The organism is Lentzea aerocolonigenes (assembly GCF_000955955.1).
GTDB classification, from domain to species: Bacteria; Actinomycetota; Actinomycetes; order Mycobacteriales; family Pseudonocardiaceae; genus Lentzea; species Lentzea aerocolonigenes_A.
On sequence record NZ_JYJG01000301.1, the window covers coordinates 1 to 16742 of the forward strand.

Here is a 16742-nt window from a genome sequence, read left to right on the forward strand (position 1 = left end):
GGGCGCGCGCAGCGTGATCACGGTCGTCGTCATGTTGACCGCACCGAGGATCGTGCCCAGACCGGACACCGCCAGGCCCATGATCCACAGGTCGGCGCCGACGCCGGGCGAGTGCATCGCGCTCGACAGCGGCGTGTAGGCGAACCAGCCGAAGTCCGCCGCGCCGCCCGGTGTCACGAACCCGGCGACCACGGTGATGCCGCCGAACAGGTACAGCCAGTACGAGAAGGCGTTCAGGCGCGGGAACGCGACGTCCGGCGAGCCGATCTGCAGCGGCAGGATGTAGTTCGCGAACCCGAACAGGATCGGCGTCGCGTACAGCAGCAGCATGATCGTGCCGTGCATGGTGAACAGCTGGTTGTACTGCTCGTTCGACAGGAACTGCAGACCCGGCCGCCCCAGTTCGGCGCGCATCAGCAGCGCCATCACGCCGCCGATCATGAAGAACGCGAACGACGTGGTCAGGTACATGATCCCGATCTGCTTGGGATCTGTCGTCTTGAAGAGCGAGAGGAAGTACGAGCCCTTCGGCCGGGTGCGCGCAGCCCCGGGATGTGGCACGACCGGCGTCGGCTTGATCGTGGTCATCTCGCCTCCTCGCGACAGGGCAATATCGTCCTCCCGGTCAGACCTCGGGGCAATCCATGACCAGGACAGCCGACGTCACCGGGACGACCGGAGCACCCACCGAGATGCCGCTGACCTGCACGTAGTAGGCGCCCGGGAGCAATCCGCCGAATTTGATCGCCATACTCTCGGAGATCGCCGGACTGCGCGATTCGACCTGTTTGCCGTTCTCGTCGAGCAGCGCGACCTTCAACGCCCGCGCGGTCGTGTCCTTCAGCTCGACGGTGACCTCCAGGTCCTCGCTCGTCAGAACCAGGTCGGGCACGATGACCTGCGGTTCTGTGGCCGTCACGTTGCGCGGGACGATCGATTTGGCCGTCAGGAACGACTCCACCATGTCCAGCACGGTCGAGTTGTCCTGCAACGACGTGTGCTGCTCGACGACCCGGTGCAGGGTGTTCGACGACAACGTCAGCCCCTTGCGCGCGGCTCCGACCATCGGCACGGTCGCGTCGCCGTACAGCTCCTCGCCCTCGTAGCCGCGGTAGCAGGCCACCTTGCCGTCCGCGATGCGCGCGGTGGTGGCCGTCGGCTGCTTGCCGCCGAGGATCGCGTACGTCCGGTCGGCGAACGAGTCGGTCAAGGCGCCGTGGAACGCCATCGCGTCCGCGACCATCTTCGTGTCGAGCTCGGGCAACGTCGTCTCGGTCGTCTTGACCAGGCCAGATGCACTCTCAATGCACGCGTACTCGGGCAGCAGCTGGTGCAGCGAGGGCATCGATCGAGCGAACTCCGTCAGGTCGATCGCGAGCGGTCCGAGGCCCTTGCGCACGCCGTTGACCAGCTGTTCCAACGCCGACGCAGCCCCTCGGTACGGCGTGCCCATCGTGATCAGCTTGTCCGTGCGCTCGGCCATCCCGCACTGCTCGATGCACCACCGCGCGACCAGCCCGCCCATCGAGTGGCACACGAAGCTGACCTTGGCGTCCGGGCCGAGCCTGTCCAGCGCCTCGTCGACCCGGCGAGCCAGCAGCGCGCCGTTGAAGCGGTTCGACAGCCGCCAGTCGTAGGCGAAGAGCAGCAGGTTGCCCTTTTCGACGGTGTAGCCGAGTGAGTTCAACCGCTTCGACACCCGGTCGTAGCCCTTCAACGGCGTCCAGATGCCGGGGATGACGTGCAGGTCGCTCATCAACGCGACGGGTTCGATGCCGTCCTGGGGGTGCTCGTCGCCGATGCCCGCGGGCAGCTTGAGCCGGTGCAGGCTGCGGCCTAGCGTCAGAACCGCTTTCAGCGCGGCCTTGGGCGACACCTCCCAGACCATGCCGTCCTCGTCCTTGAGGGTGCTGCCGAGAATGCCGGGCAGGACGACGACCAGATCGCTCATCAGGACTCCTCGGCGAGCTTGCGGATGAGGGTGAGCAGCTTGAGGTTGGTGGGCACCAGGAACGTCAGCTCGTGGATCCACGCCAGGCGCTGGTCCTTCGCCGGGAGCGCCAGTCGTGCGTCACCGGCTCGGGCCCGTGCGACGACCTTGTACAGCGCGGCCAAGGCGTAGGGCTCCAACGCCGTCACGGCCTGGGTGAGCGCCTGCGGTGTCGCACCCGCGGCGAGCCCGCGCAGGATCTCCGTTGTGCGCTCCGGGGTTTCCAGCGCGTCGAGCACCAGGTCGAGCACGTCCGAGTCCTCGTCGGCCAGCAGCAGCAACGCGTGCACCGGCCGGTTGTCGCGGACGTTCTTCAGGACTTCCTTGTCCAGCAACTCTTCCCGGCGCGTCGCGAGCAGTTCGCGGCGGCGCGCCGGGGTGGCGTCGACGAACTCGTCCGCGAGGCTCGCCAGCAGCCACGGCCGGTACGCGTGCTGAACGCCCTGCTGCTGCGCGGTCGTGCGGCGCGACTGGATGACCTGCGCCTCGATCAGGCTCGTCCCGTACAGCGCCTCGGTGACGGCCACGTCCGCGTCGGTCGACAGCAGCTCCGGGTGGTCGATGAGCACGGCGCGTTCCTCGGCGTACGAGCGCGCGAACACCCACTTGCGGGCGGTGGCGAGCAGTGTGCGGTCGACGGTCAGCCAGTCCGGCGAGGTGTCCCACGGCCACGGACCGCTGTCGTAGTGGCGGCGGGCGATGTCGTGCACGTCGTGGGTCGCCTGGCGGGATTGGCCGACGTGCGTCAGGGCCTGGCACAGCCACTTCGCCGCCGCCGGATCGCCCGCTCTGGTCGCCGCCGCCCGCAGCATCAGCAGCGTGGCGAGGTGCGGGCCGGTGAACCGCGCGGTGACGCGGTCCCAGGTCTCGTCGACGGTCTGGGGCCGTTCGAGGCCCGCGCAGATGGTGTCGAGCGTGAACAACGCCCCTGCGAGGGTGGAGAGCCGGTCGGTGTTCTCCAGGCACACGTCCACCGTGCGCAGCCCGGTCTCCAGGGCTTCGCGAGGCTTGGCGGCGTCGCGCTGGCGGCGCATCAGGTTGTGCAGGGCCTGGGCGTGAATCCTCGATCCCTCCGCCAGGTTCGCGGCCTGGTGTGCGGCGGTGAGGGCCTCGCCCTTCTTGTTGATCATGCTGTACGCGACGCTCAGGCTCAGCGCGGCGTCGGCGAGCTGCGGCCGGAACGCGGCGTGGCGGCCGAGCGTGCCGCTGATCTCGGACGCCTGCTGGGTGATGCGGTCGGCCTCGGACAGCCTGCCCAGCGCGAGATAGTCGCGGGCCAGTTCGACGAGTGCGCTCACGAGGTCGGCGAGGAAGACCGGGTTCGTCTGCGCGAGGGAGTAGTAGAGCTCCACGGCCTGCTTGGAGCGTTGCATGGCTTCGTAACGCCGGCCGGTTTCGCTGCAGCGGGCGGCCAGGGAGCAGACAGCGCGAGCGAGCGGGGCATCGGAGTCGGAGGAGGCAGAGGTGTCGCGAGGCGTGGAGGCGGCGTCGGTGCGGCGGCCGCGGGTCGCACTGGGATCTACGGCCGCCACAGCGTCACGCGCCGTGGACAACGCCTCATGCTTACGGCCGAGCATCGCGTAGACCTCGCTCAGGTCCACCAACGCGCCGCTGAGGTGTGCCGCGTAGGTCGGGTTGTCGCCGCCGTGCGTCGTCGTCTTGGCGATGCGTTGCGCAAGCCGTTTGTGCGTAAGCGTTTCCGCCGTCGTCGGTGTCGAAGCGACCAGCTCCCGGTACCGCACGACTGCCTCTTCCGCAGGCCCCACGGCCTGCTGCAGCCGTCCTGCCTCGCGGTACCGCCTACCGAGCTTGTTGAGCACGTAAGCCAAGTCCGCCAAGTACATCCGGATCGTCGGCACCAGCGTGCGGAAGTTGGCGGCGGCCTCCTCCAGCGGGTCGAAGGCCTCGTCGCCGCGACCCCAGTGCGTCAGCTCGTTGGCCGCGGTGGTCGCGGCGAGGGCGATGTCCGGGATCAGCATCGCGTTCAGCTGAGCCAGCTCGCGCAACCCCTTCAGGGCCTGCGCGCCCGCGTGTCCGCAGTGCCGCCACGCGTACTTCCACAGGTAACCCGGCGCGTCCGGCGGCACACCCGCTTCCAGGCGTTGCCGGTACAGGCTGATGAGCGCGCACGCCACCTTCTCCGCACCCGGCGCGAACACGGCCTCCTTGCTCGGCGCGAACTGCGGCCGCAGGTGGTCGGCGAACGTCTGGTGCGTCAGCTTGAAGACCGCGGTGCCTTCCTCGCCGTCCTGCACGATGTGGCGGCCGAGTTCGGTGAGTACGGCGGTGATGTCGTCACGGCTGAACTGCTGGCCGGACAACGCCTCCGCGACCGCGCGCCACTCCTCCTCGGGGAATCCCGCGCCGTAGCTCCACGTCAGCGCCGTCAGCAGCGCACGGGCTTCCGGCACCTTCGCGAGCTCACGGTCGAACGCGGCGTCCAGCGAGAGCTTCAGGTCCGCTCCGCCGTCCGCGAGCACTTGGTCGGTGATCATCCACGCGGTCAGGAACGGCAGCTTCGCCAGCTCGTCCACAGTGGACTGCGGGGCTTTGGGGCCGAGCCGTGCCAGCACGTACTCGCGGACGTCGGTCTCGTTGTCGGCCTCGTCGAGGTTGAGGGTCTCGACCGGCGACAGCTCGGTCAGCAGCGGCGCGCCACCCGCGACCCGGTGGGCCTGCCGCGTCGAGACGATCACCACGGCGTAGTTCGCGAGCTTGGTCAGCAGCGAGGTGGCGATCGAGAACGACTCGCCGCGCGCCTCGTCCAGGCCGTCGACCACGAGCACGGGCGGTTCCGCGAGGGTGCTGACGACGCCGACGAGTTCCGCGGCTCCTCGCCGTGGCCCCTCGGGTTCGGGAATGAGGCCTTTGCCGACCAGCTGGCGGCTGAGCAGGTCGGCGACGCGGTCGGCGTCCATCGCGCGGGCGTGCACTGCCGCGTCGACCGAGTCCGGGCCGGGGTCGGCGTGCCGGAACGACGGGCCGGTGGTGAGCAGCAGGTCGCGTTCGGCGTCGTTGGAGAGGCTCACGACCCGGCCGACCACCGCGGACTTGCCCGTACCCGGCGACCCGGTGACCACGCGCAGGCCAGGGATCCCGCACTTCACCCAGCTCACGACCTTGTCGACCTGGACGGTGCGACCGGTGAACCACGACCGGTTGTCGGTCGAGTCGCCGCCTCTCGCCGCGAGTAGCAGGTGCTTTGCGACCGTGTTCGCGGCGTAGAGCGGGTTCGGGAGCATCGGCTGTGCGGAGCCGTACTGCATGAAGCGCGGCCTCTGCACGTCGCTGTCCCACGCGTTGAGGAGTGCTGTGCCGACTGCGCCGCCGTCCACGAGAGCTGTGCGGTCGCTCCAGCGTCGTGCGTCCTCGTCAGCCGTGGGGCCGGCACGTAGGAGCCTTCGCAGTTGGCCGCCGAACAGGCCGTCTCTGGCCGTTTCCACGCTTGAGCACGACACCAGCACGCCTGCCCAGTGGACCTGGCCCGCCAGCAGCTCCTCCTGGATGTCGGCGATCGTGCGGATGGCCTCGTCGAGCTGAGTTCCCGAGTAGCAGGCGTCGATGATGATGAGCACCTGGTGCGCGCCCGACGCGGCACACCACAGCGCGAAGTCGTGCAGCGTGATGCCGTCACCGGATTCGTCGTTGTCCCTGGCCAGCAGCCTGAGATTGCGCGCGACCGGGATCGCGTGGCCGCTCCACAACGCCACCAGCGCGCCGCCGTCCTGAGGGTTTCTGCGGAGCGTCTTCATGTGGTCGCGGATCTCGGCCTCGGTCGGGTCGGCCAGGGGCTCGCCCTCGTAGCCCTTGAGGAGGGCGCGCAGCTCCCGCACGTCGCTGACGGCGTGCTGCAGCGGCTGCACCAGCTCGTACTGGCTGATGCCGATGCCGACGAACCTGCCTCTGACCCTTTCCTGCATGTGTCACTACCCCCTGTCCGGACGTCGTTCCTGGACAGGGGGCGTTACGCCGGTTAACTCACACGGACGAATCGCGCTCGGTCGGTTGCCGCTGTTCCGCCGGCTCGCGCGGCGTCGGAGCACCCTGCGGCAGCTCTCCCGCGGGACTGTCGGCCGGCGATACGGCGGGCTGGTCCGCGGGCTGGGCAGCCGGCCTGTCCGTGAGCGTGTTCTTCTCGAGGAACCGCAGCAGCTCCACCGGGAAGGGAAGGACGAGCGTCGAGTTCTTCTCCGCCGCCACCTCCACGATGGTCTGCAGCAGCCGCAACTGGAGAGCGGCCGGCGTCTGCTCCATCGTTCCGGCGGCCTCGGAGAGCTTCTTGGACGCCTGCAGCTCGCCGTCCGCCGTGATGATGCGCGCGCGGCGTTCGCGTTCGGCCTCCGCCTGCCGGGACATCGAGCGCTTCATGCTCTCCGGCAGCGCCACGTCCTTGATCTCGACCCGGTCGATGTCTATGCCCCACTCCAGGGCTGGGGTGTCGATCATCAGTTCCAGGCCCTGGTTGAGGTGCTCGCGGTTGGACAGCAGGTCGTCCAGTTCGCTCTTGCCGATGATGGAACGCAGGGACGTCTGGGCCACCTGCAGCATGGCGAAGCGGTAGTCCTCCACGTTGATGACGGCCTTCGCCGGGTCCTGCACCTTGAAGTACACGACGGCGTCGACGCGCACGGTGACGTTGTCGCGCGTGATGCCGTCCTGCGCGGGCACGGGCAGGGTGACGATCTGCAGGTTGACCTTCCGGAGCTGGTCGACTCCGGGGATCAGCATCGTCAGCCCTGGCCCGCGCACGCCCTGCTGGAGCTTGCCGAACCGGAACACCAGGCCCTGTTCGAACTGCTTGATCACTCTGGCGCTCATGGCGATGCCCAAGCCGCCGAGCGCGATCAGTCCCCCGAGGATTTCCACGATCATGAGACCCCGCCCTTCACCGGCGAATGCCCTTGATCTCCAACGGTACCCCTCGGGTCCGACAATTATCGGCAGCTGAGGACCGGGATCGCCCAGTCGGCGTGGTCGTGGGCGTTGCCGTCGCCGCCGTCTGTGATCCGGAACGTCAGGACCGTTGCTCCGCTCGTGTCGACGGTGACGGGTAGCGCTGCGCTCTGTCCTGTCAGCACAGGGCTTTGGTAGCCGGGGACGCCGTCCTTCAGGACCTCGAACCGGACGCTGCCGCTGCCGCCCGTCTCGTCGTCGACACCGATCGTGGCGGTCAGTGCCGAACAGTGGCCGCCGGTGTAGACCTCGAACTCGGAATCGGCGTGCGCACCGACGCCCTGGGCGAACGGGGTGCCCCGGATGCTCATCGGGACGCCGTCACCGCCTGCGTTCTCACCGTTGCTGAGGTCTCGTTCGATCGGGCCCCAGCCGTTGCGCTCGCTGAGGAACGGCAAGGTGGACACCGCCGTTTCGCCGGTCGGCGCGGGCGGAGTGGCGGTGAAGTCCTTGGTCAGGGTGGTGGTGGCCGTGCCGGACGAGACCTCGGCGAAGACAGGGCGGCTGCCGGTCTCGCCGCCGTCGCGCTTGATGGTGACTTTCGCGGAGCCGCCGGTGAGGTCGACGGTGGTGGGGGAGACGGACCAGTCGTCCGGGGCGGTGAGCCTGGCCGTGGTCTTCCCCGGACAGGGCTCGGTCACCACCAGTTCGGCCTCGACCTGCTCGCCCGGTTCCAGTGCGGTGTCGGCGGCTTTCAGCTCGACCGACGGTGCACAGGTGACCTGCCGGCCGAGCTTGCCCGTCGCGGCCTCGGCCGGCGTCAGCGGGCGCAGCAGCACGGAGTAGGCGTACTCGTTGCCCGCCTCCACCTGGTACTGCGGCAACGGCTCGTGGAACGTCTCGCTCACGCCCGTGACGCGGTGGGCGGCGTGCAGGGTGGTCCAGCCGTCGTTCTTCTTGAGCGCGAACGGATAGGCGGCCCGGTCGAGGTCGTCGTACTGCGAGACCCGGACGTCGAGATCGCCCGCGACGAGCAGGCCCGCGCGGCCGTTGGACAGGGTCGCCCAGCGCGTGTCCGCGTGGTTGCCGAAGTCCTGCGGCTTGTAGTAGTCGTTGAACTCCCGGTCCACAGTGGACTGGTAGACGCCGACCGGGTTGCCGGACTTGCGGTCGTCGTAGTTCTCGCCAGGACCGCGGCCGTACCAGGAGAACTTGCCGAAGTCCTGCGGCACCTTCAGGGTGAAACCGATGCCGGGCAGGTAGGACAGGTCGCGCATCTTGCCGCGAGCCGCGACCCGGTGGCCGATCTGGATCTCGCCGTCACCGGTGATGCGGTAGGTGAAGGTCTGCCCGAACGACGCGTTCGCGACGGCCTGAGCGGTGGATCGAGCCGTGATGACCGCGTCCGGGCCGTCCGAGGTGACCGTGACGCTCGACGGCGTGGTCCGGAGCCGGTCCAGGCCGTTGCGGTACCAGGAGTTGTCCTCGCTCATGAACTCGTTGGACAGCGGTGCGCGCCACGCGTCCAGCTCAGGTCCGGTCTTCAGCAGTTCGGTGCCGCGCACGCGCATCGACGTGAGCGTGCCCGACTTCTTGCCGACGACGTACCGGAAGTCCTTGCCGGACACGACGATCTCGGCGTCGTTCTCAACCGTGGTCAGCTCGCCCGGCGTGCCTGGAGCGTGCAGACCGGCGATCTGCGTGCCGCCCAGCGGGAACTGGGCGATGCCGACGTCGTTGCCCCGGCGGTCGGTGGCGCGGACGGTCAGCCAGCGTTCGGTGCGAGCCTTGAAGTCCGGCAACGTGATCGTGCCCGGCTGGAGTGTGCCGCGGTGCTGGGCGATCGTGCGGCCGTTGTCCTGGACCTGCCAGCGCAGTTCGAGGTCGTCGGTGCCGGTGAACTGGCGTTCGCTGACGATCGTGAGCTTGTTGTCCTGGAAGGAGAAGCGGATGGGGGAGTGGACCGCCATCAGCTCGGCCGTCTCGGGCTGTGGCCTGCGATCCGACCACACCACGCCGTCGACGCCACCGGTTCCGGAACCGTAGGACTCCTTGCGGCCCTTGTCCTCCAGCGTCTCGAAGTCGAGCGCCAGTACGGCGGTCTTCTTCGGGTCGGCTGCCAGTTCGGCGTCGGTCAGCGCGCGGTGGTAGACGCGGACCTGGTCGATCGTGCCGTGCGCCATGCGGGTCGTGGCGTTCTCCTGCATGGTCTCGGCGTTGCGGCCGATGTTCACCGGCCAGTGCGACCGGTCGATAGTGCCGGTGAACGGCGTCGTCGCCACCTCGTGGCCGTCGATGAGCAACCGCAACCGAGAACCGTCGAACGTGCCGGTGACGCGGTGCCAGTTGTTGTAGAAGTCGGCGGGGACCTGAGCCTCGACCGAGCGCCAGGTGCCGCTGTAGATGAAAAACTGCAACGTGGTCGCGTTGGCCATCTTCAACGCGTACTGGTGGTCGCCCTTCGAGATGACCGTGAAGTCGCCGGTCCAGGAGGCGGGCTTGACCTGGGCGTCGAGGGTGAGGCCGTTCGAGACCTCGTCGAGCTTGCGGTCGCGGTAGACCTCCACGAAGTCGTCGAGTCCGCTGAGCTGCAACGCTTTGCCGTGCGGTCCGTCCACCTGGGACGGTTTGCCGGACAGCCAGGTCAGGATCCCGCCGGCGTCATCGGGTGTGGTGTAGAGAGGCAGGGCGATGTTCTGCTCGGCCCAGTCCCAGATGAAGCCGCCCTGCACCTGCGGGTAGGCGCGCACGACGTCCCAGAACTCCTTGAAGTTGCCGAGACTGTTGCCCATCGCGTGCGCGTACTCGCCCATGATGATCGGCTTGGTGGTCGTCTTGGCCTTGGCTTCGAGGCTCGAGGGCGACGGGTAGCGCGGGCCCCAGACGTCCGCGTACGGCGCGTCACCGTCGGGGGAGTTCGGCTGGTGGTAGAGCGGGCGGGTGTCGTTCTTGCGGGCGTACTCGGCCATCGCGTAGTGCGCCTTGCCGAGGCCCGCCTCGTTGCCGGTGTCCCACATGATCACGCTGGGGTGGTTCTTGTCGCGCTGCATCAACGCGACGAACCGGTCGTGGAACGCGTCCTGCCACTCCGGACGCTCGGCCAGGCAGTTGTTCGGGCAGCCGTCGTGGTGGTGGGTCTCGATGTCCACCTCGTCGGCGATCATGAGGCCGTTGCGGTCGGCGAGCTCGTAGAAGTACGGGTCGCTCGGGTAGTGCGAGGTGCGGACCGCGTTGATGTTGAACCGCTTCATCAGCTCAACGTCTTTTTCCTGGTCAGCGCGAGTGACGTGGCGGCCGCCGTGAGTGGACGTCTCGGCTCGGTTGGTGCCGCGGAACAGCACGCGCTTGCCGTTGATCTTGAGCTGCTTGTCCGCGATCTCGATCTTGCGGAACCCGACGGGCTGTTTGCCGGTCTGGACGACCTTCCCGTCCTCGACCAGCTCGATCCGGAGCTCGTAGACGTTCGGGGTCTCGTCGGTCCACTTCAGCGGGTCGCTCACCTTGCCGTCCCTGATGGCGACTTCACGGCCTCGCGGATCGAACAGCCTGGTTCGGACGGTGTGGCCTTCTGCCGGTCCGCCGATCTTGACGTCCGGGCTGATCGTGGCGTCGCGGTACTGGGCGTCGAGGTCGGTCTTGATGGTCACGTCGGCGAGGTAGGTCCTGGGCGTCGAGTAGAGCCAGACCTCGCGGAAGATGCCCGAGAACCGCCACTGGTCGTAGTCCTCCAGGTGGGAGCCGGAGCCCCAGCGGTGGACCTGGACCCGCAGGGTGTTGCGGCCGGCCTTGAGCTTGCTGGTGATGTCGAACTCGGCAGGCGTGTAGCCGCCTTGGTCGTAGCCGACGTACGTGCCGTTGACCCACACCAGATAACCGCTGGTCACGCCCTCGAACCGAAGTAGCGTGCGGTCCCAGTCCGCGGGCAGGTCGAACTGCTTCTCGTAGACGCCGGTCGGGTTGACGTCGCGCGGGATCGCCGGCGGGGCGTCCGGGTACATCTCGGTGGGGATGTTGCGGAACACCGGGTGGTCGAGGAAGTCGGTCTGCCACGTGTGCGGCACCTGGACGGTGCGCCAACCCTCAGTGGTCTCTCTGACGTCCTCGGGCTTGTCGAACATCCGGATGCGCCAGTCGCCGTTGAGGCTGAGACGCTTCTCGGGCTTCAGATCCGGGTGTGGTGGTTCCTGGTTCTCGCCCGTCATGCGGGGGTTTTCCAGGTACGCCAAGGCGTTCGGCGGGTCGGCTTGGGCAACGGCAGGGGAGATCGACAGGGCGATCAACGTGGCCACGACGACACGAAGCATGCCCTTGGACGCTAGGGACGCGATGACAACGTCGTCAACGAATGTCCGATCTTTCTGTCCTGGTCCGTTCGGGGTGGTCGTCCCAACACCCGGAAAGTGCACTCCGTCCGGCGGCACGCGTTAGTGTCGGATGCATGCAGACCTGGTCATCCATTCCTGTGCCGCGGGTTCCGGGGGACCCCCGCCCGCTGCGGCTGTTCGACACGGCTACGGGCGAGGTTCGCCCCACGGCTCCAGGAGACACCGCCAGGTTGTACGTCTGCGGCATCACGCCGTACGACGCGACGCACCTCGGCCACGCCGCCACCTACCTCGCGTTCGACCTCGTGCACCGCGTCTGGCTCGACAACGGCCACAACGTGCACTACGTCCAGAACGTCACCGATGTCGACGACCCGCTGCTCGAGCGGGCGATCCGCGACAAGGACGACTGGGTCGTGCTCGCCATGCGCGAGACCGCCCTGTTCCGCGAGGACATGGAGGCCCTGCGCGTCCTGCCGCCGCAGGACTACGTGGGCATCGTCGAGGCGATCCCGGAGATCGTCGAGGTCGTGGCCAAGCTGGTCGCGGACGGGCACGCCTACCGGGTGGACGACGCCGAGTACCCGGACATCTACTTCGACTACAACGCAACGGGCCGGTTCGGCTACGAGTCGAACTACTCCGAGGAGACGATGCTCAAACTCTTCGCCGAACGCGGCGGAGACCCGGACCGCACCGGCAAGCGCCACCCGCTGGACGCGCTGTTGTGGCGGGTGAAGCGGGAAGGCGAGCCCTCGTGGCCGTCGGAACTGGGTGAGGGCCGCCCGGGCTGGCACATCGAGTGCAGCGCCATCGCCCACAACCGCCTCGGCATCGGTTTCGACGTCCAGGGCGGCGGCTCCGACCTGATCTACCCGCACCACGAGTACTCGGCCGCCCACGCCGAGGCCCAGACCGGCCAGCATCCGTTCGCACGGCACTACGTGCACGCGGGCATGATCGGCCTCGACGGCGAGAAGATGTCGAAGTCGCGCGGCAACCTGGTCTTCGTCTCCAAGCTGCGCGCGGAGAAGGTCGACGCGAACGCCATCCGCCTGGCACTCCTCGCGGGCCACTACCGCGCCGACCGCGCCTGGACGCAGTCGCTGCTGGACGAGGCTCTGGAGCGGCTGGCGAAGTGGCGCCGGGCCGCCTCCCTGGACTCCGGTCCGTCCGCTGTGGACACCGTGACGCGGCTGCGCGACCACCTGGGCAACGACCTGGACACCCCGAAGGCGTTGGCGGCCATCGACGCCTGGGCCGATGAGGCGCTGTCGCACGGCGGTACGGACAAGCACGGTCCGTCGCAGATCCGCACGGCCGTGGACGCGCTTCTCGGCGTGGAGCTCTAACGGTGATCAGACCCGGCTTCGGTCACCGGAGCCGGGTCGTTCGTGGTTCCAGCCGAACAGCCGGGTGAACACCTCGTGCTGCTCGAGGCTGTGCTCGTGGTGCACCAGCGCGATGCGTTCGGCGAGCTCGGCGCTGTCGTCCTCGTGGATGCCGGGCAGGTCCTCGGGGTCGAAGCCGGTCTCGGTGCACCAGGCCAGCACGGTCTCAGGTCCGTTGACCGACGCGACGAACGCGCGCTGCTCCTGGTGCTGCCACGCCTTCGCGATCTCGTCGAGCATGCCGTCGGCGATCATCCGCGCGGCCCGTGCGCGCAACCGGTCCAGGTGCGCCCGTTCGTCGGCGAGCGGGAGAACGGTCGCGGTGAGCCGGAACGGCATCCGCCCGCGGCAGTCGGCGAACCTGCGCAGCAACGAGATGGATCCGCCTTCCACCACCACGTGGTCGTGCACCTGGCTCAGGTGCTCGACTTTGCGCAGGAGCGCGTACGCGGCCTCGTGCACCGGGTAGTCGCCGTCGGGCACCGTCCGCGCGGCCAGATGATGGCGGTGCGGCCCGCCGTCCAGCCGGGCGCTGGTGACCGGCAGGTCGAGGTAGCACTGGATCCGGTCGGCCACGACGATCGGCGCGTCGCGCTCGCCGGCGATCTCCGTCGCGACGTCCGTTTTGCCTGCGCCGGTGGGACCGACGACGAGGTGCACGCAATTCATGGTGATTTCTCCTTTGCGGTGGACCTCCATCCACTTTCTCTCCGCGCCGCCGGTCCGGCCCGTTTTGCGCGCAGCCTTCAGAAAAAGCTCAGAAAGCAAATCGTTCTGCGTGCGATGTCTGTTTTCTCCGCGCTGCCTGGTTGCGTGCGGATATGGTGGCGTCATGCGAATGGGCGTCTTTTGTGGTTCTTCGGCTGGGCGTGTGCGGCACGTGGAGGTGGCCGCGCAGGTCGGCAGGGTGCTCGCCGAGCGGGGTGTCGAGGTCGTCTACGGCGGTGGCCGGATCGGCACGATGGGCGCCGTGGCCGACGGCGCGCTGAAGGCGGGAGGCTCGGTCATCGGCGTGATCCCCCGCCACATGACGGACTGGGAGATCGCGCACGACGGGCTCACCGAACTGCACGTCGTCGACACGATGCACCAGCGGAAAGCGCTGATGGCGGACCTGTCGGACGCGTTCGTCGCGCTGCCGGGCGGTGCGGGCACCCTCGACGAGCTCTTCGAGATCTGGACGTGGGCGCAGCTCGAGCTGCACGCCAAGCCGATCGGCCTGCTCAACGTCGACGGGTACTACGACCACCTGCTCGCGATGATCGACCACATGGTGTCCGAGGGGTTCCTCAAGCAGGCATACCGCGAGATGGTCCTGGTGGACGACGATCTCGACCGGCTGCTGAACCAGTTCGACGATTATGCGCCACCCGTTTATCGGTGGGTGGAGGATCCGCCGATCGACTAGCCTTTTCTCAAGGAAGCGCAAAGCCTCGTCAAGGTGGGGGAAATCGATTCAATCGAATCTCTAAGTGGGCTGTTCGACGACTGCCGGCTGAACGTCCGGGCCCGCGAAAGCCTCCGGATCGACGGCCTGCACCAGTTTCTCCTGCAGATAGGCGAGCGTGTGGAACTGCAGCGGTGTGGCCTTGCGGACCAGCAGGTAGAGCGCGCGGATCTGGCCGAACACCACGATCCACTCGCCTGCCTCGTCGAGCGTCAGCGTCCGCGACTCGGCGTTGATCCACTGTTCCCACACCCGGTTGACGAGCGCGCGGTCGGCGAGCACCTTGCGGTGCCTGCGCCGGAACATCGCCGACTGCCACCGCGACGCGGAGGTGTCCGGGAACATCTTGCGCAGCAACGGCCGTCGCGTCATGACCGGCCGCGGCCAGCGCAGGCCGCGTGCTGTGGAGCCGACGCGGTAGAGCCTGTCCAGCGACTCGAACGCCGGCTCCCAGCCCCGAGCGAACACCTCGGGGACCTTCACCAGCACGCCGTCGCCCACCCGCTCCGCGGAGAAGACCTCCTGGGTGTCGTACACCTCCTGGCGAAGCTCGGCGCGCAGCCCGGCCCGCACCAGCCGCAGCGTGATCGACTCCGCCGTCGCGCGGTCGTAGCTACCTACCGCCACACTCCCGCTTTGGTGGATCGCCGCGGTCAGACCGCGCGCCTTCTCCACATCGAACCCACAGACCGTGCGCAGCAGGTGACAGGCGACCGCGAACGGGGTGTGGTCGTCGTTGTGCACGACGACGCCCCACGGCTTCTCCCCAGGATTCACCGGCCAGAGTATGCGGCACGGCCACAATGGACCGATGACGGAAGCGTTGCGGTACGAGCGCGGTTCGGACGGCGAGGACGCGAACGAGGCGGCACGCGGCGAGGTGCTCGCTGACGACCGCACGCGAGGAGATCTGTCGTTGCTGCGGTTCCTGGTCGAGCAGGAAGTGTTGCGCTGCAGGAACTCCGAGGGGCTGGGGGAGCAGGCCGCGCTCGCGGGGTTCCTGCTGGCCGAGCACCGGCAGCCGGAGGACGTCTGGCTGCACCACGCGATCAAGCGCGCCAACTTCGACGCCGGATGCATGTACGACGCCGAGCACGTGTTCGCGGCGGGAGTCCGGGCCACTCTCGACCACGTGCGCGCGAGCGATCATCCGGACCGGGACGAGGTGCTGGAGTTCTTGACCGGCTACAGCTTCGACGAGGACGACATCGAGGAGTGGTTCGAGCAGCGCCGCGACTGGTTCGCCGAGTAGAGGAGACCGCCCCCGAGGCGGAAGCGTCGGGGGCGGTCTCGTTCAGCGGAGAAGAGATCAGACGTCGAGCGTCCAGCTGTTCAGCGTGCCGGTGTCCAGGAACGCCGCGTCACGCACGCGCAGCGTCCAGGTGCCGTTCGCAGCCTCGGAGGAGAGGTTGCGGGTGAACGTTTCCTTGATGTTGTCGGCCGAGCCGCCGGCGCGGTTGTGCAGGTTGTAGACCGTGCCGTCCGGTGCGACCAGGTCGACCACGAGGTCGCCCTTGTAGGTGTGGTTGATGTCGACCTTGATCGTCGCCGTGGCCGACGCGTTGCCCGCGCAGCCCGAGATGGCGATCGTGCTCGTCACCGTGGTGTTGTCCGGGATCCGGACCGGGGTGGAGTTGGTCTTGGCGTCACAGCCGCCACCAACGGCGTTCACGACCCAGGAGAAGGTCGCGGTGCCGGTCTTGCCCGCCGAGTCGGTCACCGTGGCGGTCACCGTGGAGGTGCCCGCCGTGGTCGGCGTACCGGAGATCGCGCCGGAGGAGTTCGCCGACAGACCGGCCGGCAGACCGGTGACGGACCAGCTGTACGGCGGGGTGCCACCGGTGGCCGCGAGCTGCAGCGATGCGGCCTGGCCGACGGTGGAGTTCTGCGTACCGGGGTTCGTCACGGCCGGGTTGCCCGGCTGCGGCGTGCCGAAGAGCGTGTAGAGCAGCTTGTTCGGCGAGCCCGTGCCGGGGTTGGTGATCTTGTTGGGCGTGGAGGCGGCGCTCAGGCCCGCCCACACGGCGGCCGGGTTGTCGTTCGGGTGCGTGGCGAGCCACAGGGCAGCCGCGCCCGCGACGTGCGGGGTGGCCATCGACGTGCCGGAGATGGTGTTGGTCGCCGTGTCGTTGGTGTTCCACGACGACGTGATGTTCTCACCGGGCGCGAAGATGTCCGTGCAGGTGCCGTAGTTCGAGAACGAGGCGCGCGCGTCGTTGATGGTCGACGCGTTGACGGTGATCGCCTCGGGTACGCGTGCGGGCGAGGTGCTGCACGCGTTGGTGTTCGAGTTGCCGGACGCGATGGCGTAGGTGACGCCGGCCGCGATCGAACGCTGCACAGCGGCGTCCAGGGTGGCGTCCGCGCCGCCGCCGAGCGACATGTTGGCGACAGCGGGCTTGATCGCGTTCGCCGTCACCCAGTCGATGCCGCCGACGACACCGGCGGTCGTGCCGGAGCCCTGGCAGTTCAGCACCTTGACGGCGACGACCTGCGCGGCCTTCGCGAGGCCGTACTGCGAGCCCGCGATGTTGCCGGCGACGTGCGTGCCGTGGCCGTTGCAGTCGCTGTTGTTGCCGTCACCGGAGGTGTTGGTGCCCCACACCGCCCGGCCACCGAACGTCGTGTGCGTGGTGCGCACACCGGTGTCGATGATGTACGCGTGCACGTTCGACGCGGTGGTGTCGTACTGGTAG

11 protein-coding genes are annotated in these 16742 nt (G+C 68.4%); 3 read left to right on the plus strand and 8 right to left on the minus strand.

What is annotated here, in order from left to right; translation table 11 throughout:
- The 5 genes from UK23_RS34195 to UK23_RS34215 form a co-directional block, all read right to left on the minus strand.
- Window positions 1–588 (minus strand): cbb3-type cytochrome c oxidase subunit I (locus UK23_RS34195; RefSeq protein WP_045315869.1); only part of this gene is annotated, 588 nt, incomplete at its 3' end.
- Window positions 589–625: 37 nt separating this feature from the next.
- Complete coding sequence (locus UK23_RS34200; RefSeq protein WP_045315870.1) at window positions 626–1951, minus strand: esterase/lipase family protein; 1326 nt, start codon at window positions 1949–1951, stop codon at window positions 626–628.
- Entirely contained in the window at window positions 1951–5910 is a 3960-nt protein-coding gene (locus UK23_RS34205) for a caspase family protein (RefSeq protein ID WP_045315871.1), read from the minus strand. The genes UK23_RS34200 and UK23_RS34205 overlap by 1 nt, the downstream gene beginning before the upstream one ends.
- Window positions 5911–5968: 58 nt before the next feature.
- Window positions 5969–6862: a slipin family protein gene (locus tag UK23_RS34210; RefSeq protein WP_045315872.1), complete on the minus strand. Its 894-nt coding sequence runs from the start codon at window positions 6860–6862 to the stop codon at window positions 5969–5971.
- A 62-nt stretch (window positions 6863–6924) separates the two neighbouring features.
- A complete protein-coding gene (locus UK23_RS34215) occupies window positions 6925–11187 on the minus strand; it encodes a glycoside hydrolase family 2 (RefSeq protein ID WP_045315873.1) in 4263 nt (1420 codons plus the stop codon).
- A gap of 134 nt (window positions 11188–11321) precedes the next feature.
- Here UK23_RS34215 and mshC point away from each other — a divergent pair, with 134 nt between their 5' ends.
- A complete protein-coding gene (mshC, locus tag UK23_RS34220; protein ID WP_045315874.1) occupies window positions 11322–12560 on the plus strand; it encodes a cysteine--1-D-myo-inosityl 2-amino-2-deoxy-alpha-D-glucopyranoside ligase in 1239 nt (412 codons plus the stop codon).
- A gap of 6 nt (window positions 12561–12566) precedes the next feature.
- On the opposite strand, the gene UK23_RS34225 is transcribed toward mshC, so the two are convergent.
- Window positions 12567–13268, minus strand: coding sequence for an isopentenyl transferase family protein (locus tag UK23_RS34225; RefSeq protein ID WP_196778007.1), 702 nt, complete (start codon window positions 13266–13268; stop codon window positions 12567–12569).
- Between the two features lie 163 nt (window positions 13269–13431).
- Between UK23_RS34225 and UK23_RS34230 the strand changes: the two genes are divergently transcribed.
- Entirely contained in the window at window positions 13432–14007 is a 576-nt protein-coding gene (locus UK23_RS34230; protein ID WP_045315876.1) for a TIGR00730 family Rossman fold protein, read from the plus strand.
- Window positions 14008–14067: 60 nt separating this feature from the next.
- Here UK23_RS34230 and UK23_RS34235 read toward each other — a convergent pair whose 3' ends face one another.
- On the minus strand, window positions 14068–14823 hold the full coding sequence (locus tag UK23_RS34235) for an ATP-dependent Clp protease adaptor ClpS (RefSeq protein WP_196778008.1): 756 nt from the start codon (window positions 14821–14823) through the stop codon (window positions 14068–14070).
- Between the two features lie 34 nt (window positions 14824–14857).
- Between UK23_RS34235 and UK23_RS53075 the strand changes: the two genes are divergently transcribed.
- On the plus strand, window positions 14858–15298 hold the full coding sequence (locus UK23_RS53075) for a hypothetical protein (protein ID WP_052685319.1): 441 nt from the start codon (window positions 14858–14860) through the stop codon (window positions 15296–15298).
- A 57-nt stretch (window positions 15299–15355) separates the two neighbouring features.
- Here UK23_RS53075 and UK23_RS34245 read toward each other — a convergent pair.
- A partial coding sequence (locus UK23_RS34245; RefSeq protein WP_045315878.1) for a S8 family serine peptidase occupies window positions 15356–16742 on the minus strand: 1387 nt, incomplete at its 5' end.